15 protein-coding genes and 1 pseudogene are annotated in these 16,417 nt (G+C 60.0%); 9 read left to right on the forward strand and 7 right to left on the reverse strand.

The features are described 5' to 3' along the window. Positions 1-267: 267 nt before the first annotated feature. The 3 genes from LN139_RS11995 to LN139_RS25665 all read left to right on the forward strand — a co-directional run bounded on the left by LN139_RS11995 (position 268) and on the right by LN139_RS25665 (position 3,441). Complete coding sequence (locus LN139_RS11995) at positions 268-1,527, forward strand: IS256 family transposase (protein WP_236360151.1); 1,260 nt, start codon at positions 268-270, stop codon at positions 1,525-1,527. A 418-nt stretch (positions 1,528-1,945) separates the two neighbouring features. Further along, positions 1,946-3,190, forward strand: coding sequence for an AAA family ATPase (locus LN139_RS12000; protein ID WP_236360154.1), 1,245 nt, complete (start codon positions 1,946-1,948; stop codon positions 3,188-3,190). A gap of 104 nt (positions 3,191-3,294) precedes the next feature. After that, positions 3,295-3,441 carry an HNH endonuclease gene (locus tag LN139_RS25665; protein ID WP_442964403.1) on the forward strand — a complete coding sequence of 49 codons (147 nt, stop codon included), beginning with the start codon at positions 3,295-3,297 and terminating at the stop codon, positions 3,439-3,441. A 597-nt stretch (positions 3,442-4,038) separates the two neighbouring features. On the opposite strand, the gene LN139_RS12005 is transcribed toward LN139_RS25665, so the two are convergent. The 7 genes and pseudogenes from LN139_RS12005 to LN139_RS12035 form a co-directional block, all read right to left on the reverse strand. Next, on the reverse strand, positions 4,039-6,468 hold the full coding sequence (locus LN139_RS12005; protein ID WP_236360157.1) for a TonB-dependent siderophore receptor: 2,430 nt from the start codon (positions 6,466-6,468) through the stop codon (positions 4,039-4,041). A gap of 112 nt (positions 6,469-6,580) precedes the next feature. Then, positions 6,581-7,519: a FecR domain-containing protein gene (locus LN139_RS12010; RefSeq protein WP_236360159.1), complete on the reverse strand. Its 939-nt coding sequence runs from the start codon at positions 7,517-7,519 to the stop codon at positions 6,581-6,583. Positions 7,520-7,522: 3 nt separating this feature from the next. Continuing rightward, positions 7,523-8,032: a sigma-70 family RNA polymerase sigma factor gene (locus LN139_RS12015; RefSeq protein WP_236360162.1), complete on the reverse strand. Its 510-nt coding sequence runs from the start codon at positions 8,030-8,032 to the stop codon at positions 7,523-7,525. Positions 8,033-8,176: 144 nt separating this feature from the next. Further along, positions 8,177-8,937, reverse strand: a pseudogene (gene phnE, locus LN139_RS12020) (phosphonate ABC transporter, permease protein PhnE). Then, positions 8,934-9,758, reverse strand: coding sequence for a phosphonate ABC transporter, permease protein PhnE (gene phnE / locus LN139_RS12025; protein ID WP_236360164.1), 825 nt, complete (start codon positions 9,756-9,758; stop codon positions 8,934-8,936). The pseudogene phnE (LN139_RS12020) and the gene phnE (LN139_RS12025) overlap by 4 nt, the downstream one beginning before the upstream one ends. Next, positions 9,752-10,549 carry a phosphonate ABC transporter ATP-binding protein gene (locus LN139_RS12030; protein ID WP_236360166.1) on the reverse strand — a complete coding sequence of 266 codons (798 nt, stop codon included), beginning with the start codon at positions 10,547-10,549 and terminating at the stop codon, positions 9,752-9,754. Before LN139_RS12030 ends, phnE (LN139_RS12025) begins: the two co-directional genes overlap by 7 nt. Further along, the gene (locus LN139_RS12035; protein ID WP_236360169.1) at positions 10,546-11,397 is read right to left on the reverse strand and encodes a putative selenate ABC transporter substrate-binding protein; all 852 of its coding nucleotides are present in this window, start codon (positions 11,395-11,397) and stop codon (positions 10,546-10,548) included. The genes LN139_RS12030 and LN139_RS12035 overlap by 4 nt, the downstream gene beginning before the upstream one ends. 147 nt (positions 11,398-11,544) lie before the next feature. On the opposite strand from LN139_RS12035, the gene selD reads away from it, so the two are divergent. From selD to LN139_RS12060, 6 genes are all read left to right on the forward strand, one after another. Beyond that, positions 11,545-12,579 (forward strand): selenide, water dikinase SelD, encoded by a 1,035-nt coding sequence (gene selD, locus LN139_RS12040; protein ID WP_236360171.1) that lies wholly within the window; start codon positions 11,545-11,547, stop codon positions 12,577-12,579. Next, positions 12,579-13,484, forward strand: coding sequence for a tRNA 2-selenouridine(34) synthase MnmH (mnmH, locus tag LN139_RS12045; RefSeq protein ID WP_236360173.1), 906 nt, complete (start codon positions 12,579-12,581; stop codon positions 13,482-13,484). The genes selD and mnmH overlap by 1 nt, the downstream gene beginning before the upstream one ends. Next, positions 13,484-13,672, forward strand: a complete 189-nt coding sequence (locus LN139_RS12050; protein WP_236353440.1) for a hypothetical protein — start codon at positions 13,484-13,486, stop codon at positions 13,670-13,672. Before mnmH ends, LN139_RS12050 begins: the two co-directional genes overlap by 1 nt. Before the next feature lie 548 nt (positions 13,673-14,220). Then, positions 14,221-15,186: a tetratricopeptide repeat protein gene (locus LN139_RS12055; RefSeq protein ID WP_236353454.1), complete on the forward strand. Its 966-nt coding sequence runs from the start codon at positions 14,221-14,223 to the stop codon at positions 15,184-15,186. Between the two features lie 180 nt (positions 15,187-15,366). Further along, a complete protein-coding gene (locus tag LN139_RS24865) occupies positions 15,367-15,498 on the forward strand; it encodes a hypothetical protein (protein ID WP_268944729.1) in 132 nt (43 codons plus the stop codon). 251 nt (positions 15,499-15,749) lie between these two features. After that, positions 15,750-16,253: a DinB family protein gene (locus LN139_RS12060; protein WP_236353456.1), complete on the forward strand. Its 504-nt coding sequence runs from the start codon at positions 15,750-15,752 to the stop codon at positions 16,251-16,253. Positions 16,254-16,417: the final 164 nt, after the last annotated feature.

The raw sequence follows: 16,417 nt of genomic DNA on the forward strand, positions 1-16,417 counted from the left end.
TACCTCGCCCTCAGAGATGGCACTGCCAGGGCGCAGATTCACATCGAGCGGGTTTCGGACTTTCCGCTTGTTCTTGGGATCAGGTCGGTTGATGTGAGGTTGGTAGAGCGAACGGTGGGGTTTTTGAGCGCTTATACGAATGGGAAGATTGCGTTGAGATGGCCGGACTTGAGGCGTTGAAAGTTCGCTCTGTCCACGAAACTGGCGGTTGCGAGGGACTGTCAGTAATTTTGTGTTCGGGCATCACATGCGTTTAAGGTGCATGAGATGCCAAGCAAAAAGACACCGGCCGGCAAGGCCAGAAAAGACCTCCCAGAGATCCCCAAAGACCTGGTCGAACAGTTCGTCAAAGGCCCGATGACAGCCGAGGCGATTCAGGACATCTCGATGGCCTTCAAGAAGGCGTTGGTCGAGCGCGCACTCGGTGCGGAGCTTGGCCATCACTTGGGCTATGCGTCCGGTGGGGAGCGACCGGAAGGCACCGAGAACCAGCGCAACGGCACCAGCGGCAAGACAGTGCTGACTGACGATGGCCCGCTCAAACTGGACATCCCACGCGATCGCGACGGCAGTTTCGCGCCCATCCTGATTCCCAAGCATGAGCGCCGCTTCACTAGTTTCGATGACAAGATCATCGCCATGTATGCCCGAGGCATGACGGTACGCGAGATTCGTGCGTTCCTGCTGGAGCAGTACGGCACGGACGTCTCTCATGACTTCATCAGTTCTGTTACTGACGCCGTGATGGAAGAAGTAGGTGCATGGCAACAGCGACCTCTGGAGCCGATGTATCCGGTCATTTTCTTCGATGCCTTGCGGGTGAAGATCCGCGATGAGGGCGTGGTCCGCAACAAGGCAATCTACCTGGCGCTGGGCGTTTTGCCGGACGGCACCCGTGACATTGTGGGTATCTGGATCGAGAACACCGAGGGCGCGAAGTTCTGGCTGAAAGTGTTCAACGACTTGCGCAACCGGGGTGTCGAGGATGTGCTGATTGCAGTCACTGACGGGCTCAAAGGTATGCCGGAAGCACTGGCGGCTGTTTACCCTGAAACAACCCTGCAAACTTGCATCGTGCACCTGATCCGCAACAGTCTGGAATACGCCTCCTGGGACAAACGCAAAGGGCTGGCCAAAGCTCTGAAGCCGATTTATCAGGCACTCAATGCCGAGGCCGCCGAGCAGGCATTGAACGACTTCGAGGCTGGGCCCTGGGGCAAGCAGTATCCGACGGTTGTTGCCGCGTGGCGGCGGGCCTGGGATCGCGTGATCCCGTTCTTCGTGTTCCCGCAGGCAATACGCAAGGTGGTCTACACCACCAACGCCATCGAGAGCATCAACGCCCAGTTGCGCAAGATCATCAAGACGCGCGGGCACTTCCCGAATGACGAAGCGGCGACCAAGCTGATCTGGCTCGGGCTGCGAAACATCACTGCCAACTGGGGCAAGGCTGCGCATGACTGGAAGAGTGCGATGAATCAATTTGCGATCCTGTATGAAGATCGCTTTACCAGGCCAACCTGGTGATTTCATTGTCCGTCAGGTGACGGGCGTTAACCGCCCGCACACAAAAATCTGACAGTCCCCTCCCTCCACGAAATTGCCGGTTGCTACGGCGGCTTCCGACCCAAAGCTGCCCTTTGTCGAAAGTAAAGCTCGGCCCGAAGCAGAACGTCGGATGACCAGTCATTTGGGTCGATTAGTCGCCGTCTCACTGAACCGCCTGGGCCGGCCAGCACCAGCGGAAGTCGGCCAATGATGATCCCTCAATTTGTGTACATAAGCCGGTGGGCTATTCAGGACGGCTGAATGGGACCTTCTTTTGAGGAGCTAAACAACAAAACGGAAATAAAGCGGCTGTCCAGATTTTGGTCTAAGATGAACACCACCTGAATGCCCCCACTCATACGAAAATAATTCAATCAACCAGCGAGGAAAAAAGGAAATGGATTTCGCGAGATTAGTCCTAACCGATTGGCAGCAGTTTGCCGATGTAGACATTAGCTTTCATCCTCGCGCAACTATTATTACCGGCGCAAATGGCTGCGGCAAAACAACCATCCTCTCACTTTTGGCTAAACATTTAGGGTGGTCACAAATATCCCTCGCCACACCCAAAACAGATCTAACAACTAAAGGTTTAAAGTATTTCTCCCTATTTCGCAACTTTGGGAAAGTAGCTAATACCAACAGAGAAATTGGAAGAATCACCTACACGAATAGCTCAGTTGCGAGATTGTTAGTGCCAGAGGCTGCCAGCCCTCAATATAATATTGAGATTCACGACCAGCAGCTTGCTCGCTTCTTCTACATTCCGTCTCATCGTCAGATCTTCTCCTACAGACGAGTTCACCAGATCGGTACTTTTCGCAAAGAGCGAGAGGCGGCATTTAAAGAAATTCAGAACAATCAACTGCAAAGGCACGCGGGCGGCGCACCCGACCCTTCGAGTTATGTCATGAAAACCACTTTGTTAGGGTGGATGGTAAACGGTTACGGGGTACGCAGCGCTACAAAAACAATCATGCCCTCAGATCCGCAACAAATTAAAAATTTTGAAGGTTTTCGTGACGTACTAAGACTTATACTTCCACAAACCTTGGGCTTTGAAGATCTTGAAGTCAGAGACTATGAAATTGTGTTTTGCTGCAACGGTGGGGCGGACGAGTTTCTATTGGAAACTGCTTCCGGGGGGATATCTGCACTTATTGATATCGCTTGGCAGATTTATATGTTCGACACAGACAAAAAAGAACCATTCGCGGTAGTAATTGACGAAGTCGAAAATCACCTTCATCCCAGTATGCAAAGAACACTTTTACCAAGCCTCCTAAAAGCTTTTCCACACGCGAAATTTATTGTCAGCACCCACAGCCCCTTAATTGTTACCTCTGTAGAGGATTCTTATGTCTACGCACTTAAATATAATGAATCAAAGAAAATAAACTCGTTTCTTCTGAATTTCAAGACAGAGGTCAAGAATGCCGTCGATGTACTCGACGAAGTACTCGGTGTTTCCACTACTTTGCCGGCATGGGCTGTAGGGAAGCTCGCCGCGATTCTACAAAAACATACCAACTCTGATCCCACTATGGAATCTCTGGCGGAGCTACGTTCGGAGTTGGATGATGCTGGTCTCGGGCGCTTGTTTCCTCAAGCGATAGGGGAAATTGCAGAGGCCAGGAAATGATACGTCTAAATCGGCCGCAATGCCCGAATGCTGTAGCGCTCCGAACGAATTACAAACACCCCGAAAATAAGGAAGCTTTGCAAAACGCATCACACGGTAAGTGTATGTATTGTGAAAGTCAAGTATCTCATGTATATTTTGGAGATGTGGAACATATACGTCCTAAGGCTCAGGATAAGTTTCCGGAGCTAAAATTTGAGTGGAGCAACCTAGGATATTGTTGTGCGCGCTGTAATAATTCAAAAAGATGAGTTCGATGATGCTTGTCCGCTAATAGACCCCTATTCTGAAGAGCCTAACGAACATCTGCTGGCATTTGGACCTCTGTTACGTCATAAGGCCGGAAGCGAAAGAGGGGCCCTAACGATTATCACCGTCGATCTTAACCGGCCCGAGCTTGTAGAGAGGCGTGGTATTCGGATAAATGAGCTACAAAATGCTATAGACGCTTGTTACCGCACCGCCAGCGATACCGTGCGCCGAGTACTTCTAGCAGCACTGGATCAAGAAGCTAGTGACAGTAAAGAGTTTTCTATGTTCGCTGCTACTCTAATTGCTGCAAACCGATAAAATGCCAAAAAAATTAAACTCGAAGCTAACCGGCCACGCTGATTGAGGGGGGGACCTCTCGTCCCCGATCTTCGCTATGGTGTTTGGTAGTTAGTCACGGAATTTTTCTGAACGATCGGGTAGGCCCGCTTCTGACCGAGCGCTGCCCGTCACAAGCGACTGTTTTGCACCCGTGAGCGCTGTTGGCTCAGCATCCCGGTCTATTCACAGGGTATACCTTCAGTTCCGCCAACCGCCCTCGCCGCCTCAAGCATCCCTGCTTTTTCAGTAAGCCCCACTCACCAAGAATACTTGACACTAGTCAACAAAGTACGCCGCATCCCCGGATAACACTCATACGAATCATCACAAGACGCCACATACTCCGTATCCAACAAATTCTGTGCATTCACCGACACAGTCACGCTCTTGTTGATCGGATAGCTAACACCCGCATCAAACAACGTATAGTTATCAATGTGATAGGTGTTAGCGTTATCCCCATACAGCACACCGGTATACCGCGCCCCGGCACCCAGGCTCAGCCCATCAAGCGCACTGTCATGGAACGTGTAGTTCAGCCAAGCCGAGGCCATATGTTTAGGCACGTTGGCCGGGCGATTGCCTTCGTCACCGTTGTTGCTCTTGGTGATCTGGGCGTGGGTGTAGGTGTAGGACGCCAGCAGGTCCCAGTTGCGATCCAGCCGTGCCTTGATTTCCGCTTCGATGCCGCGCGATTGCTGTTCGCCGGAGGCCACCGAGAAGCCGGTTGCCACCCCGCCGACGGTCTGGCTGGTCAGCACGTTGGTTTTGGTCAGGTCGAAGGCGGCGAGGGTCATCAGCAGGTCGTCGGTGGGCTGGTACTTCACGCCCACTTCCCACTGGTGAGCCTTGCTCGGCTCGAAGGCGCTGCCGGTGCGGTCTGTGCCGGTGTTGGGCACGAACGACTCGGCGTAGCTGACGTAAGGCGCCAGGCCGAAGTCGGTGAGGTAGGTCAGGCCTAGCCTGCCGGTGAAGGCGTTGTCTTTCTGGTTGGTGGATGTGCCTATATGGTTGTCGAGGTCGTTGCGCACGTAGTCGTAGCGGCCGCCTGCGGTGAGAATCCAGTGGTCGTCGAACTTGATCTGGTCTTGAAGATAGCCGCCGACCTGCTCGATGGTCTGGTCGTAATCGATCGAAGTCAGGCCGTTGGCCGCCGACGGCCGCGCGACGCTCTGGCCGTATTGGGGGTTGTAGATGTTCAGCGTTGGGCCGAGTGTGCGCCAACGGCTGACGTCGGCGTTCTGCCAGGTGTAATCCACGCCCATCAGCAGCTTGTGGGTGAGAGGGCCGGTGGCGAAGTCAGCCTGCAACTGGTTGTCGAGGTTGAAGGTGTCCATGTGCTGGTCGAAGCGGTCGGCAATGCGTGTGACGTCGCCGGTGCCCAGGTTGACCGCCGCCGGGAGCAGGTTCTGGAAGATCAGGTCGACCTGGCCGTAGCGGGCGTTCTGGCGGAACTGCCAGGTGTCGTTGAGGCGATGGCGGAATTCGTAGCCCAGGGTGTATTGGTCCTGGTCGAAATGGTTGAAGCTGTGATCGCCCATCAGCACGTTGGTGGTGTGGCCCCTGGGCGTGCTGAAGGCGAACAGCGAGCCGCCGTTATGGTCGCGCAAGAAATCGGTGAGGATCGTGAGGCTGGTGTCTTCGTCGGGAGCCCAGATGAACGACGGCGCGATGTACAGGCGGTTGTCTTCGAGTTCGTGGCCGTCGGCGTAGTCCACCTGAGTGTTCGCATCGCGCGCAAGGCCGACGACGCGGTACAGCAAGCGCTGGTCGTCACTCAAGGCGCCGCCGACGTCGAACTGGCCTTGCAGCCGATCGTGGTTGCCGCCGGTGAGCTGCACTTCATTGGTGTGATCGGCTTCCGGCTTTTTGCTGACGCGGTTGACGATGCCGCCGGCATCCCCTTGGCCGAACAGGCTCGACGACGGGCCGCGCGCCACGTCGATGCGGCTGTAGGCATAGGGCTCGCTGCGGAAAAACGCGTAGCTGTTGTTCTGCTGGCGCAGGCCGTTGAGATAGTCGCTGCTGGCCTGGCCGTTGAAGCCGCGCAGGTAGAGCCAGTCGAAGCCTTTAGGGTCCAGGCCATAGGCTTCGACTTTCACGCCGGGCACGTAGCGCAATGCGTCGGTGACGGTCTGCGCGCCCTGGGCCTGCATCTGCTGGCGAGTGATGACGGAGATCGACTGAGGCGTTTCGATGATCGGCGTGTCAGTTTTGCTGGCGGTGCTGGTTCGCGTGGCGACATAGCCCTCGCTCGGCCCGGCAGCAGGCTCCGAAGCAGTACCGGATATCACCGTAGGGCTCAGTTGCACGGCGGCGTCGGCCAGCGGCACCAGCGAATAGCTGCCGTTGCCCAGCCGCACCGCCTGCAGCCCCGTGCCCGCCAGCAATTGCCGCAGGCCTGTATCCACCTCGTAACGGCCGTGAAGCCCCGGCGAGCGCTGGCCTTGTGCGGCCTGCGGGCCGTAGGAGATGTTGACCCCCGTTGCGGTGGAGAACTGCTCCAGCGCCGCACTGGCCGAACCTGCTGGAATGTCGAAGCGCAGCTCACTCGCGGCCTGCGCCCACGCGCCGGGGATAGCCATGAACGTCGCCACCGGCGCACTCAGGGCGATGCTCATGAGGCCTCGGCGAATGGCGCGTTTGAGTGGGTCGGGCCGGTGGAGCGCGGGTGTGGGTGCAGACATGCGAATGCTCTTAGTTCGAGGTGGAAGTGATAGCGCTGATCGCGCCTTTACTACCAAGTCGAACGAGAATCCAGATCGACAACACCCCCGCGATCTTTTTTGCCAACAGGCATCAGGCGGGCTCCACACGAGCCCAGTAAGGCGTGAACGCGCGGATGCGCACCGGCAGTGTCGAGGCCAGGTTTTCCAGCACGGCGCCGATGTCTTCAAGGTGGAAGGCCCCGGAAATCCGCAGGTTGGCGACCTTCTGATTGCAACCCAGGTAACCGGAGCGGTAACGCTGCAACTCGCTGATCACCTCTTCCAGCCGCCAGTTATTGACCACCAGCATGCCTCGGGTCCAGGCGTCTGCTTGCGGGGTAGCGGTTTGTACGGCGCCCGAGGTGTCTTGGCTGAACAGCAGTTGTTGGCCAGCCTCCACGCGCACGGGCGACAAGAGGCTCGCGGGGCGTATTTCGACGGCGTGCTGCAACACGCAGACGCGGGCCTGGGCGCCTTCACTGCGCACCAGAAAACGCGTGCCGAGCGCGCGGATGCTGCCTTGTGGCGTGTGCACGATAAAAGGCCGGCCCAGCGTGTCGTGGGCGGTCTCGACCAGGATTTCACCGCGCACCACCTGTACTTCGCGCAGGGTGGCGCTGTAGTGAACATCGATCGCGGTGGCCGTGTTCAATTGCAATTGGGAGCCATCTTCCAGTTGCAGGCGCTTGTGTTCGCCCGTGGCGGTGTGCACGTCCGCCATCAGCGAGGGCAAGGGTGTCAGGCGCCAGGTTGCAGTGCCGGCGGTGCCTGCCGCGATCAACAGCGACAGCACTTTCATCACCTCCCGGCGCTTGAGGCGAGCGCTGCTCAACGTGGCGCTGGCGATCCCCGGTTCGACCTGCTCGAAGCGAGCCTGTAACCGCCCCAAGCGTTCCCATGCCAGGCGATGGCCAGGGTCGGCGTCGAGCCAGCGCTGATGCGCCTCGTGCAGGGCTTGGTCATGGGCATCGCAGCGCAGGTCGACGTACCAGCGCGCGGCGGCCTCGAGCACAGCGTGATTCAGCGCCATGGGTCAGTCCTCGGCCGCCAGAAGGCAATGGGTCAGGGCGCGCACGGCATGTTTCTTCACCGTATTTACAGACACGCTCAAACGGCGGGCGATCTCCACATAGCTCAGCCCATCGAGCTGGGCCATCAGGAAAATCTCTCGCGTGCGCGCGCCCAGGCCGTCCAGCAAGCGGTCGATTTCAAGCAGGGTTTCGATGATCAGCAAACGGGTTTCCGGCGAGACCTCCAGCGCCTCGGGTCGGGCGGCCAGGGTTTCGAGATACGCCTGCTCCAGCGCCCGCCGCCGAAAGCCATCGATCATCAGGCTGCGCGCCACGCTGCTCAGGTACGCCCGGGGTTCGCGCAGTTCAAAGGCCTTGCGCTGAAGCAATACCCTGACGAACGTGTCTTGTGCCAGGTCTGTGGCGTGCTCCAGGCAGCCCAGCCGCTTGCGCAACCAGGCGCACAGCCAGGGGTGATGTTCGGCGTAGAGGGATTCGATGGCCTGATGCTGCGCGGGATCAACGGAGGGCATTGCTCATACCTGAGACGGAACCACATGAAAATGAATCTCATTTTCTTCAGTGTTTCAGGGTTTTGCAAGATGTCAGGAGCAAGGTGCGCTGGTACTCTCCACAGAAGTTGATCAGGCTTTGAAGCTCCGAGACCGATGATCGGTTCACGCCCACCGCTGCCGCAGCCAGCCACTGGAAGCATCCACCGCCAATACCAGCAGCAACATCGCAAGTATCACCGTACTGGCCTGCGCTTCCTGAAACAGGCTGAGGCTGGTGTAGAGCATCTGCCCCAGCCCCCTGCCCCGACGAAGCCCATCACCGTGGCCATGCGGATGTTGTTTTCCCAGCGGTAGAGTGTGTACGCCAGGAGCTGCGGCCACAGATTGGGCAAGGTGCCGTAGCAGAACGCCAGCCAGGCATTGCCGCCTTGCAGACGAATGGCGGCGGCAGGTGGCTCCGGGGTGTTTTCCAGGGCCTCTGCAAACAGGCGGCCCAGCACGCCCGCCGTGTGCAGCGCCAGCGCCAGTGTGCCCGCGTTGGGCCCCAGGCCTGCAGCCAGCACCATCAACACGGCCCAGACCAGTTCCGGGATCGCCCGCAGGGCGTTGAGCAGCAAACGCGTGAGGCTCTGCAGCGGCCAGCCCATTCGCCCGGCAGCAGGCAGGGCCAGGGCCAGGCCTGCCACGGCGGCGAGCAAGGTGCCCATGGCCGACATCGCGAGGGTTTCCAGCGTTGCCCCCCCGATGGCCCGCAAGTGCCCGGCGGTGAAATCGGGGCTCATGAAGCGAGCGGCATAGCCCGCCATCTGACTCACGCTCGCCGATGTCGCAAGCCCGCTTAGGTCAAGATCCAGATACACGAACGAGCCAATGACCGAGGCCAGAATGGCCGCGATGATCAGTGCATGGCCAAGGCGCCTCATGCCAGCCTCTTGCGCAGCAGGCGGCTGAGCTGGTCGGCAAGCAGTACCAGAACCAGGAAGGTCAGCAGCATGCTCGCGACCTCGGCGCCGGCGAACATGCGCATCGACAGGTCGATCTGCTGCCCCAGCCCACCGGCACCCACGAAGCCCATCACCACCGAGGCGCGTACGGCACATTCCCAGCGGTAGACGGTGTAAGACGTCAACTCAGCGATTGCGCCGGGCAGCACCCCGTAGAAAAACGCAGCCAGTCGGCCAGCGCCGGCCTGCATGAGCGCCTGCCTTGGGCGTTGATCCACCGACTCGAAGATTTCCGCATAGACCTTGCCGAGCATGCCGGCGTAGGTGATGGCGATGGCCAGCACACCGGCGGTGGGGCCCAGGCCGACGGCGCGGACGAACAACAGCGCCCAGACGATCTCCGGCACGCTGCGCAACAGGATCAGCAGCATCCGCGCGGGCCAGCGCAAACACTGGCCCAACGCGCCCAGGCGGCCTCGGTCGACCATCGAAAAGGACAGTGCCCGGCTCGCCAGCAGGCTCGCCGGCACGGCCAGCAGCAATGCCAGCGACATGCCCGCCGTGGCGATGGCCAGGGTCTGCAACGTGGCCTTGAGCAGCAGGCTGAGGAAGTCGCTATCACGTGCCGGTGGCCAGAAACTTTGAACAAAGGTGCCCATCGACTGCGTGCTGTCTGGGTGGACTAGCACGCTCAGGTCCAGCTCGGCCAGCCGTATGCCGGGCCAGAGCAGCAAAACGGCCAGCACGCCGATCAGCAGGCGTGGGCCGGCCGCCGGGTCGCGTGTGTCGATGCCTAGCATCGAGCCGCCCAGGCAGGCCGAGGGTCGCTGCCTTGGGGTTGCGTTTGCAGTTGCTCATTGGCGTACAGCGCATCGAGCCGTGCCGGATCGACTTCGGTGCTGGGCAGATCAAAGGCGATCGAGCCGGCACGGATGCCAATCACGCGGGGGAAATGCCGCAGTGCCAGCTCGACCGTGTGCAGGCTGGCGATCAGAGTGATGCCCCTCGCCTCGGCATCCTGGCATAGCAATGCCAGCGTATGCTCGGCCAGGCGCGGGTCCATCGCCGACACCGGCTCGTCCGCCAACAGCAATTGCGGCGCCTGATACAGGGCGCGGGCGATGCCCACCCGTTGCAGCTGGCCACCGGAGAGCTGGCCGCAGCGCACGAACAGCTTGTCGGCCATGTCCAGTTTGCTCAGCTCGGCACGGGCACCCGGGATGTCCACCGGGTGCAGCAGGTTGAGCAGGCTTTTGCCCAATCCCCATTGGCCCAGCCGGCCGGCGAGCACGGCGGTAACCACGCGTTGGCGGGGCGGGAGCGGCGGTGCCTGGTGAATCAGCCCGACCTGCGCGCGCAACCGCTGGCGCGCCCGGCCAGGCAGCCGCCAGGGCTGCTGGCCGAGCACCTCCAGCTCACCGGAGCTGGGCGGCACTGAGGTGGCCAGCAGATTGAGCAAACTCGATTTACCGGCGCCGGATGGGCCGATGATCGCCACCCGCTCGCCTGCCGCGACGGTCAGGTCCAGACCCTGCAGCGCCGCCACGCCGTTGTTATGGCGCAGGCCGACACCGACCAGGCGCAGCGTCATTTCAGCAGGTCGGCGGCGCGCGCAGCCTCTTCGATACCGTCGTAGTTTTCAGGTTTGGTTTCGATGAAGCGGCTCGCCGCCTGCAGGTCCAGTATCGCCTTTTGCTCAGGCTTGGCAGGGTCCAGGGCAAGGAAGGCCTGTTTGATCTTCTGCGCCAAAGCCGGGTCGAGGTCGCCACGCACCGTCCAGTTGTAGTCGAAGTAGGTCGGCGTGGTGGCGAAGACTTTCACTTTGCTGGTGTCGACCTTGCCGGTGCTGACCAGCTTGTCCCACACGCTGGCATTGAGCACGCCGGCATCGACCTTGCCCGCCTGCACCCAGGCAGCGGTGGCGTCGTGGGCTCCGGAATAGGCGATACGGCTGAAGAAGGTTTCCGGCTTGATGCCGTCCTTGAGCATGAAGTAACGCGGCATCAGGCTGCCGGAGGTCGAGGAGATCGAGCCGAAGGCGAAGGTCTTGCCCTTGAGGTCGGCCAGGGATTTCACGTCGCTCCTGGTGGTGATGAATTTGCTGGTGAACTGAGCGTCTTGCTCACGCTGCACCAAAGGCACTGCGTTTCCGGTTTTCAGCTTTACCTGAACGTAGGTGAAGCCGCCCAACCACGCCATGTCCAGGCGGTCAGAGGCCAGGGCTTCGACCACTGCAGGGTAGTCCGCCACCGGTACGAACTGCACTTTCATGCCCAATTGCTGTTCCAGATACTCGCCCAGCGGTTTGAACTTGCGCAGCAGTTCGGTGGGCGCCTCATCGGGAATCGCCGATACCCGCAAGGTTTCGGCGGCATGGCTCGCCAGGGCGGAAACGGACAGGGCAAGGCCTGCGACCAACGACAGGGTGCGCTTGAGCATGGTGAGTTCTCCGGTTCAATGGCGGAAAAAACGAAAAGGCGCCTCTGGCGGTGCCGGGAAAGAGCGCCGCGATTATAAGAGGCAGGGCGAAAAAGGCCAGCTTTGCTAGAATCCGCGGCCTGTTTTCGAATTACAGAGGAAATCGCCATGAGTGAGCCGATCCGCCTGACCCAGTACAGCCACGGCGCCGGTTGCGGCTGCAAGATTTCCCCGAAGGTTCTGGATGTGATCCTGGCCGGCAGTGGCGCGCAGAACCTCGATCCCCATCTTTGGGTTGGCAATGCCTCACGTGACGACGCCGCCGTGTACGCGCTGGACGAAGAACGTGGCGTTGTCTCGACCACCGACTTCTTCATGCCCATCGTCGACGACCCCTTCGATTTCGGACGTATCGCTGCCACCAACGCGATCAGCGATATCTACGCGATGGGCGGCAAGCCCCTGATGGCCATCGCCATCCTCGGTTGGCCGGTGAACCTGTTGCCGGCGGAGGTGGCACGTGAGGTCATTCGCGGGGGCCGGGCCGTCTGCGATGCCGCCGGCATCCCTCTGGCGGGCGGCCATTCCATCGATGCCCCGGAGCCGATCTTCGGGCTGGCGGTGACCGGCGTGGTCGACAAGCAGCACCTCAAGCGCAATGACACGGCCAAGGCGGGTAACCGCTTGTACCTGACCAAACCTCTGGGCATCGGCATCCTCACCACCGCCGAAAAGAAGTCAAAGCTGCGCCCTGAGGACGTTGGCCTTGCCCGTGACTGGATGTGCACCTTGAACACGCCGGGCAGCCATTTCGGCAAGCTCGAAAGCGTTACGGCGATGACCGATGTCACCGGCTTCGGCTTGCTGGGCCATCTGGTGGAAATGGCCGACGGTGCTGGCCTGACTGCGCGCCTGCACGATGCCGCCGTGCCGCGCCTGCCAGGTGTCGAACACTATCTGGCAGAAGGCTGCGTGCCGGGCGGCACGCTGCGCAATTTCAACAGCTATGGCGAGCGCGTCGTGGCCATCACCGATGCTCAGCGCGACCTGCTCTGCGATCCGCAGACCAGTGGCGGCCTGCTGGTGGCAGTGAGCGAAGAAGGTGAAGAAGCGTTTCTGGCCACAGCCGCTCAGTTGGGCCTGAACCTGGCCCCTATCGGCGTACTGGTGGAGCGACAGCCTCACGCTGTCGAAGTGCTCTGATGCGCGAGGACGTCCGCGACTTTCACCAGCTGTTTCTCAATGACACACCGATGATGGATACCCGTGCACCGGTGGAGTTCGTCAAAGGGGCCTTTCCAGGCACGATCAACCTGCCGTTGATGACTGATGTCGAGCGCCAGAAGGTCGGTACCTGCTACAAGCAGCAGGGGCAGGATGCGGCCATTCGGCTGGGTCATCAGTTGGTCTGTGGCGAGGTCAAGGCGCAGCGGGTCGCGGCCTGGGCGCAATTCGCCCGAAACCCACCCGCACGGCTACCTGTACTGCTTTCGTGGCGGCCTGCGCTCGCAGATCGTCCAGCAGTGGCTGCGCGAAGCGGGAGTCGACTACCCCGTGTGACGGGTGGTTACAAGGCAATGCGCACCTTCCTGGTCGAAACGCTGGAGCAAGCCGTCGCGCAGTGCGATTTCGTGGTGCTGGGCGGCATGACCGGCACCGGCAAGACCGAGGTGCTGGCGACGCAGCCCAACGCCCTGGATCTGGAAGGCCACGCCAACCATCGCGGGTCGAGCTTCGGAAAGCGTGCGACCGGCCAGCCGTCGCAGATCGATTTCGAGAACCGCCTGGCCATCGATATCCTCAAGAAGCGCCATACTGGCATTGATCGTTTCGTGCTTGAGGACGAGGCACGCATCGTGGGTAGCTGCAACGTCCCTATCGAGCTCTATCAGGGGATGCAGCGTTATCCGGTGATATGGCTTGAGGACAGCTTCCAGAACCGTGTCGAACGCATCCTGCGTGATTACGTGACGGACCTGAGTACGGAGTTCGTGAGCGTGCATGGCCAAGAGCACGGCTTCGAGCGTTTCGCCGAGCGCCTGCTGCAGAGCCTGGACAACATCCACAAGCGCCTTGGGGCGAACGCCACCAGCGTTTGCGTGCATTGATGTCAGCGGCGCTGGACGAGCAGCGTGGCTCGGGTTCTGTAGACCTGCATCACGCCTGGATCGAAGGCCTTTTGCGCGAGTACTACGACCCGATGTACGCGCATCAGCGTCTGGCCAAAGGCGAGCGCGTAGAGTTCGTGGGGGATATGAACGCGGTTGAGCAATACCTGGCTCAACGGGCTGGATAGCGGTCGTTTGAACTGCTGCACCACATCGCTCAGTAGCGTCGAGGAGCTGTATTTCTCAGGAAGGGCAACTTCTCGCCGAGAGCTGTCATCCGTGAAAGGAAGCCTTCGACGGCATCTTAGCTAGGGCGATAGACAGTTATCGAGGCAGCCTCTGTCGAGTTGCATCGACTTATCGAATACCTGCCGAGGATGCTCAGCGTATGAATGAAATGATAGTTCGGTCTGTTGCCCTGCCGCGCCTGCATGTCAGCACAGGTACCTTGGAGGCATTGTAGTTGCTTGTCCTCGTACTGATGATTGGCGATCTGCACGCGAGCTAACTGGTAGAGTGGAGTGGCGCGCGTCGCTGGCGCTCTTTTCATCCACCCGCGATGCTGCTGCCTCCGCCGCGCAGCCACACCGCTGATGCTCAGGGCACGCGCCAGTGCTTCGTGTCGCTGCTACCCGGGTGTGGCCAGTACGGCTCGAACCTGCCCAGCAGAGCCATTGCCTTGTTGGCTTCCATACACGCCTTTAGAATGGCCGGCCCCCGCAAGGCAGGAAATCCCATGTGGTTCATGAACAAAAAAACGCTCAGTGACGAGCAAGCGACTGCGCTCCATGAGCAGGCCTGGGCGGCGTTTCGCCACCAGGATCTGGACACCGCGCAGGAGTGCTTCCAGATCCTTGCCAAGGCGTGTCCCGCCGACGCACGCTGGATGAATGGCGTTGGCGCGGTGAGCCTGGCACGTGACGATCGCGCCAATGCTCATCGACACTTCCAGATGGCCGCCGATCGTGATTATCCCGGCAGCCACTACAACCTCGGCATCATGGCCTATCAGGACGGTGATCACGACGTCGCCCGCCGACACTTCCAGAGGGCTGCCGAGCACAATTATCCGGGCAGCCACTACAACCTCGGCAGCATGGCCTTCCAGGAAGGTGATCACGACAGCGCCCGCCAATACTTCCAGGAAGCCGCCGAGTACGATTGTCCCCGCAGCCACTTCTACCTTGGCAGCATGGCCCACCAGGATGGCGATCACGATGCCGCCGTCGAGCACCTCAACAACGCCGTGCGCCATGATCATCCGGAGGCGCTGAATCTGCTCGGCGACGTCCATCTGCATGCCGAGCGCTATCCGCAGGCTGAGCAGGCCTACCGGCGCGCGGCCGAGTTGGGCAATGTCGACGGCTATAACAATCTTGGCCTTCTGTACTTGCAGCTCGAAGACTATCAGCAGGCCAAGCAGGCGTTGTTGCAGGCCTTACAATCCGACCACGTCTACGCCCAGCACAACCTGGCTGTGGCCCATCACCGCCTGGGCGAGCTCGAGGAGGCCGAGCGCTGGTACCTGATCTCCTTCTCTCTGCAGGGCAACCTGCAGTCGCTGGAGAATCTTGGGCATGTATATGGCGACAGTGGGCGTGAGGTCGAGGGCCAGGCGTTGATCGCGGCCTCCGACAAGCTCTACGAGGATCAGCCTCTCAACGATTACGAGCAGGCGTTGATCGACCGGTTGCTGGCCTGAGCCACGATGACCTTGCGGGAATCCTCAACGACTCTTGAGAGAGGCGCTGGGGTACTGCAGCCATATAGGGTGACCTGAGCCTGCCGCCCGATCAGCAGATCAGCAGATCAGCAGATCAGCAGATCAGCGAGATTGCCGTGCTGACACAACGATCTGTCGACACATCCGGCGAAGTACGCGATGCGCCACCGTATCCCGTACACCAGCATCGCCATCGGCGCGGTGATGGATGACCGGGACCTGAGCGGGCCGAAAAGCCAGAGCGACATCGACGACTTTGCGACCTTCTGGTCGCTCGCTACTAGCCCTTAACTTTTTGTTTGTCCTTGGATGCTGCAGACGGCGTGATGCATTTGGTGATAGATGCTCGACGTATCCGCCCTTCCTTACGGCCATAGGCCGACCGTGAACTCAGACGATGGCTTGGCAAATGCTCCACCGATCTACGCACCGGGAAAATTAGACGGATTGCGCTGGGAGGGTCTGCTTTGGGTCGAAAGCTGCCACTCACACGGCCGTGCTACCCTTTCACCGCACTCGAATCAACGCATCAGGAAGCGAAAATGTTGAAGGATGCGTACCGTTACAAGGTCTGGGCCGATGAACGCACCTTGGCTGCCTTGGCGGACTTTGAACGCAAGTACCCGACCTCGCCAGCGTTCGAATTCATGCGCCAACAGCTCAACCATATGGTCATCGTCGAGGAGCTGTTCAAAGCACGCCTGCTGGGCGAGGTAGCGCCACATCCTGCAACCAATACGGAGGTCGTGCCCGATCTCCAGGTTCTTGTACAGCGCCTTGCTGCGAACAATGCGTGGGCCACCGATTACCTGGCGCGCCTTGCCCCGGTGGAGCTTTGCAGCACCGTCAGTTTTGTGTTCGCAGACGGGCAGCACGGGGCGATGACACGCCAGGAAATCCTCTTCCACCTGATCAACCACGGCACCTACCACCGGGGCGCGATCGGCCATGCCCTGGATATGGGCGGCGGCAAACGCCCGGCCGACACCTACAGCGTGTTCATTCACAGCGCCGAGCCACAGCGGCGCCAGCGGGCCGGTGGATAGTCACGCCCAGCATTGCGCAATGTTGGTGAGTTTTACGCCTCTATAGCGCCGATGCATCCCCCCGCCCGCCCAGCGCACCCGAGCACCACCGTTATCACGCTCATCGGCTAACCCCTCCCCCACCCCACCCTGAACTACCGTTGTATCGCCCCCACCCACCAGGC

It is taken from the genome of Pseudomonas sp. KNUC1026 (genome assembly GCF_021650705.1).
Taxonomy (GTDB): Bacteria; Pseudomonadota; Gammaproteobacteria; order Pseudomonadales; family Pseudomonadaceae; genus Aquipseudomonas.

Excerpts from the sequence above, each read along its gene's own strand:
- LN139_RS12030 (WP_236360166.1), bottom strand. The coding sequence starts at position 10,549 with ATGACGCTGCGCCTGGTCGGTGTCGGCCTGCGCCATAACAACGGCGTG.
- mnmH (WP_236360173.1), top strand. The coding sequence starts at position 12,579 with ATGCGCGAGGACGTCCGCGACTTTCACCAGCTGTTTCTCAATGACACA.
- LN139_RS12055 (WP_236353454.1), top strand. The coding sequence starts at position 14,221 with ATGTGGTTCATGAACAAAAAAACGCTCAGTGACGAGCAAGCGACTGCG.
- LN139_RS12035 (WP_236360169.1), bottom strand. The coding sequence starts at position 11,397 with ATGCTCAAGCGCACCCTGTCGTTGGTCGCAGGCCTTGCCCTGTCCGTT.
- phnE (WP_236360164.1), bottom strand. The coding sequence starts at position 9,758 with ATGCTAGGCATCGACACACGCGACCCGGCGGCCGGCCCACGCCTGCTG.
- LN139_RS12005 (WP_236360157.1), bottom strand. The coding sequence starts at position 6,468 with ATGTCTGCACCCACACCCGCGCTCCACCGGCCCGACCCACTCAAACGC.
- selD (WP_236360171.1), top strand. The coding sequence starts at position 11,545 with ATGAGTGAGCCGATCCGCCTGACCCAGTACAGCCACGGCGCCGGTTGC.
- LN139_RS11995 (WP_236360151.1), top strand. The coding sequence starts at position 268 with ATGCCAAGCAAAAAGACACCGGCCGGCAAGGCCAGAAAAGACCTCCCA.
- LN139_RS12000 (WP_236360154.1), top strand. The coding sequence starts at position 1,946 with ATGGATTTCGCGAGATTAGTCCTAACCGATTGGCAGCAGTTTGCCGAT.
- LN139_RS12060 (WP_236353456.1), top strand. The coding sequence starts at position 15,750 with ATGTTGAAGGATGCGTACCGTTACAAGGTCTGGGCCGATGAACGCACC.
- LN139_RS25665 (WP_442964403.1), top strand. The coding sequence starts at position 3,295 with ATGTATTGTGAAAGTCAAGTATCTCATGTATATTTTGGAGATGTGGAA.
- LN139_RS12050 (WP_236353440.1), top strand. The coding sequence starts at position 13,484 with ATGTCAGCGGCGCTGGACGAGCAGCGTGGCTCGGGTTCTGTAGACCTG.
- LN139_RS12010 (WP_236360159.1), bottom strand. The coding sequence starts at position 7,519 with ATGGCGCTGAATCACGCTGTGCTCGAGGCCGCCGCGCGCTGGTACGTC.
- LN139_RS24865 (WP_268944729.1), top strand. The coding sequence starts at position 15,367 with ATGCGCCACCGTATCCCGTACACCAGCATCGCCATCGGCGCGGTGATG.
- LN139_RS12015 (WP_236360162.1), bottom strand. The coding sequence starts at position 8,032 with ATGCCCTCCGTTGATCCCGCGCAGCATCAGGCCATCGAATCCCTCTAC.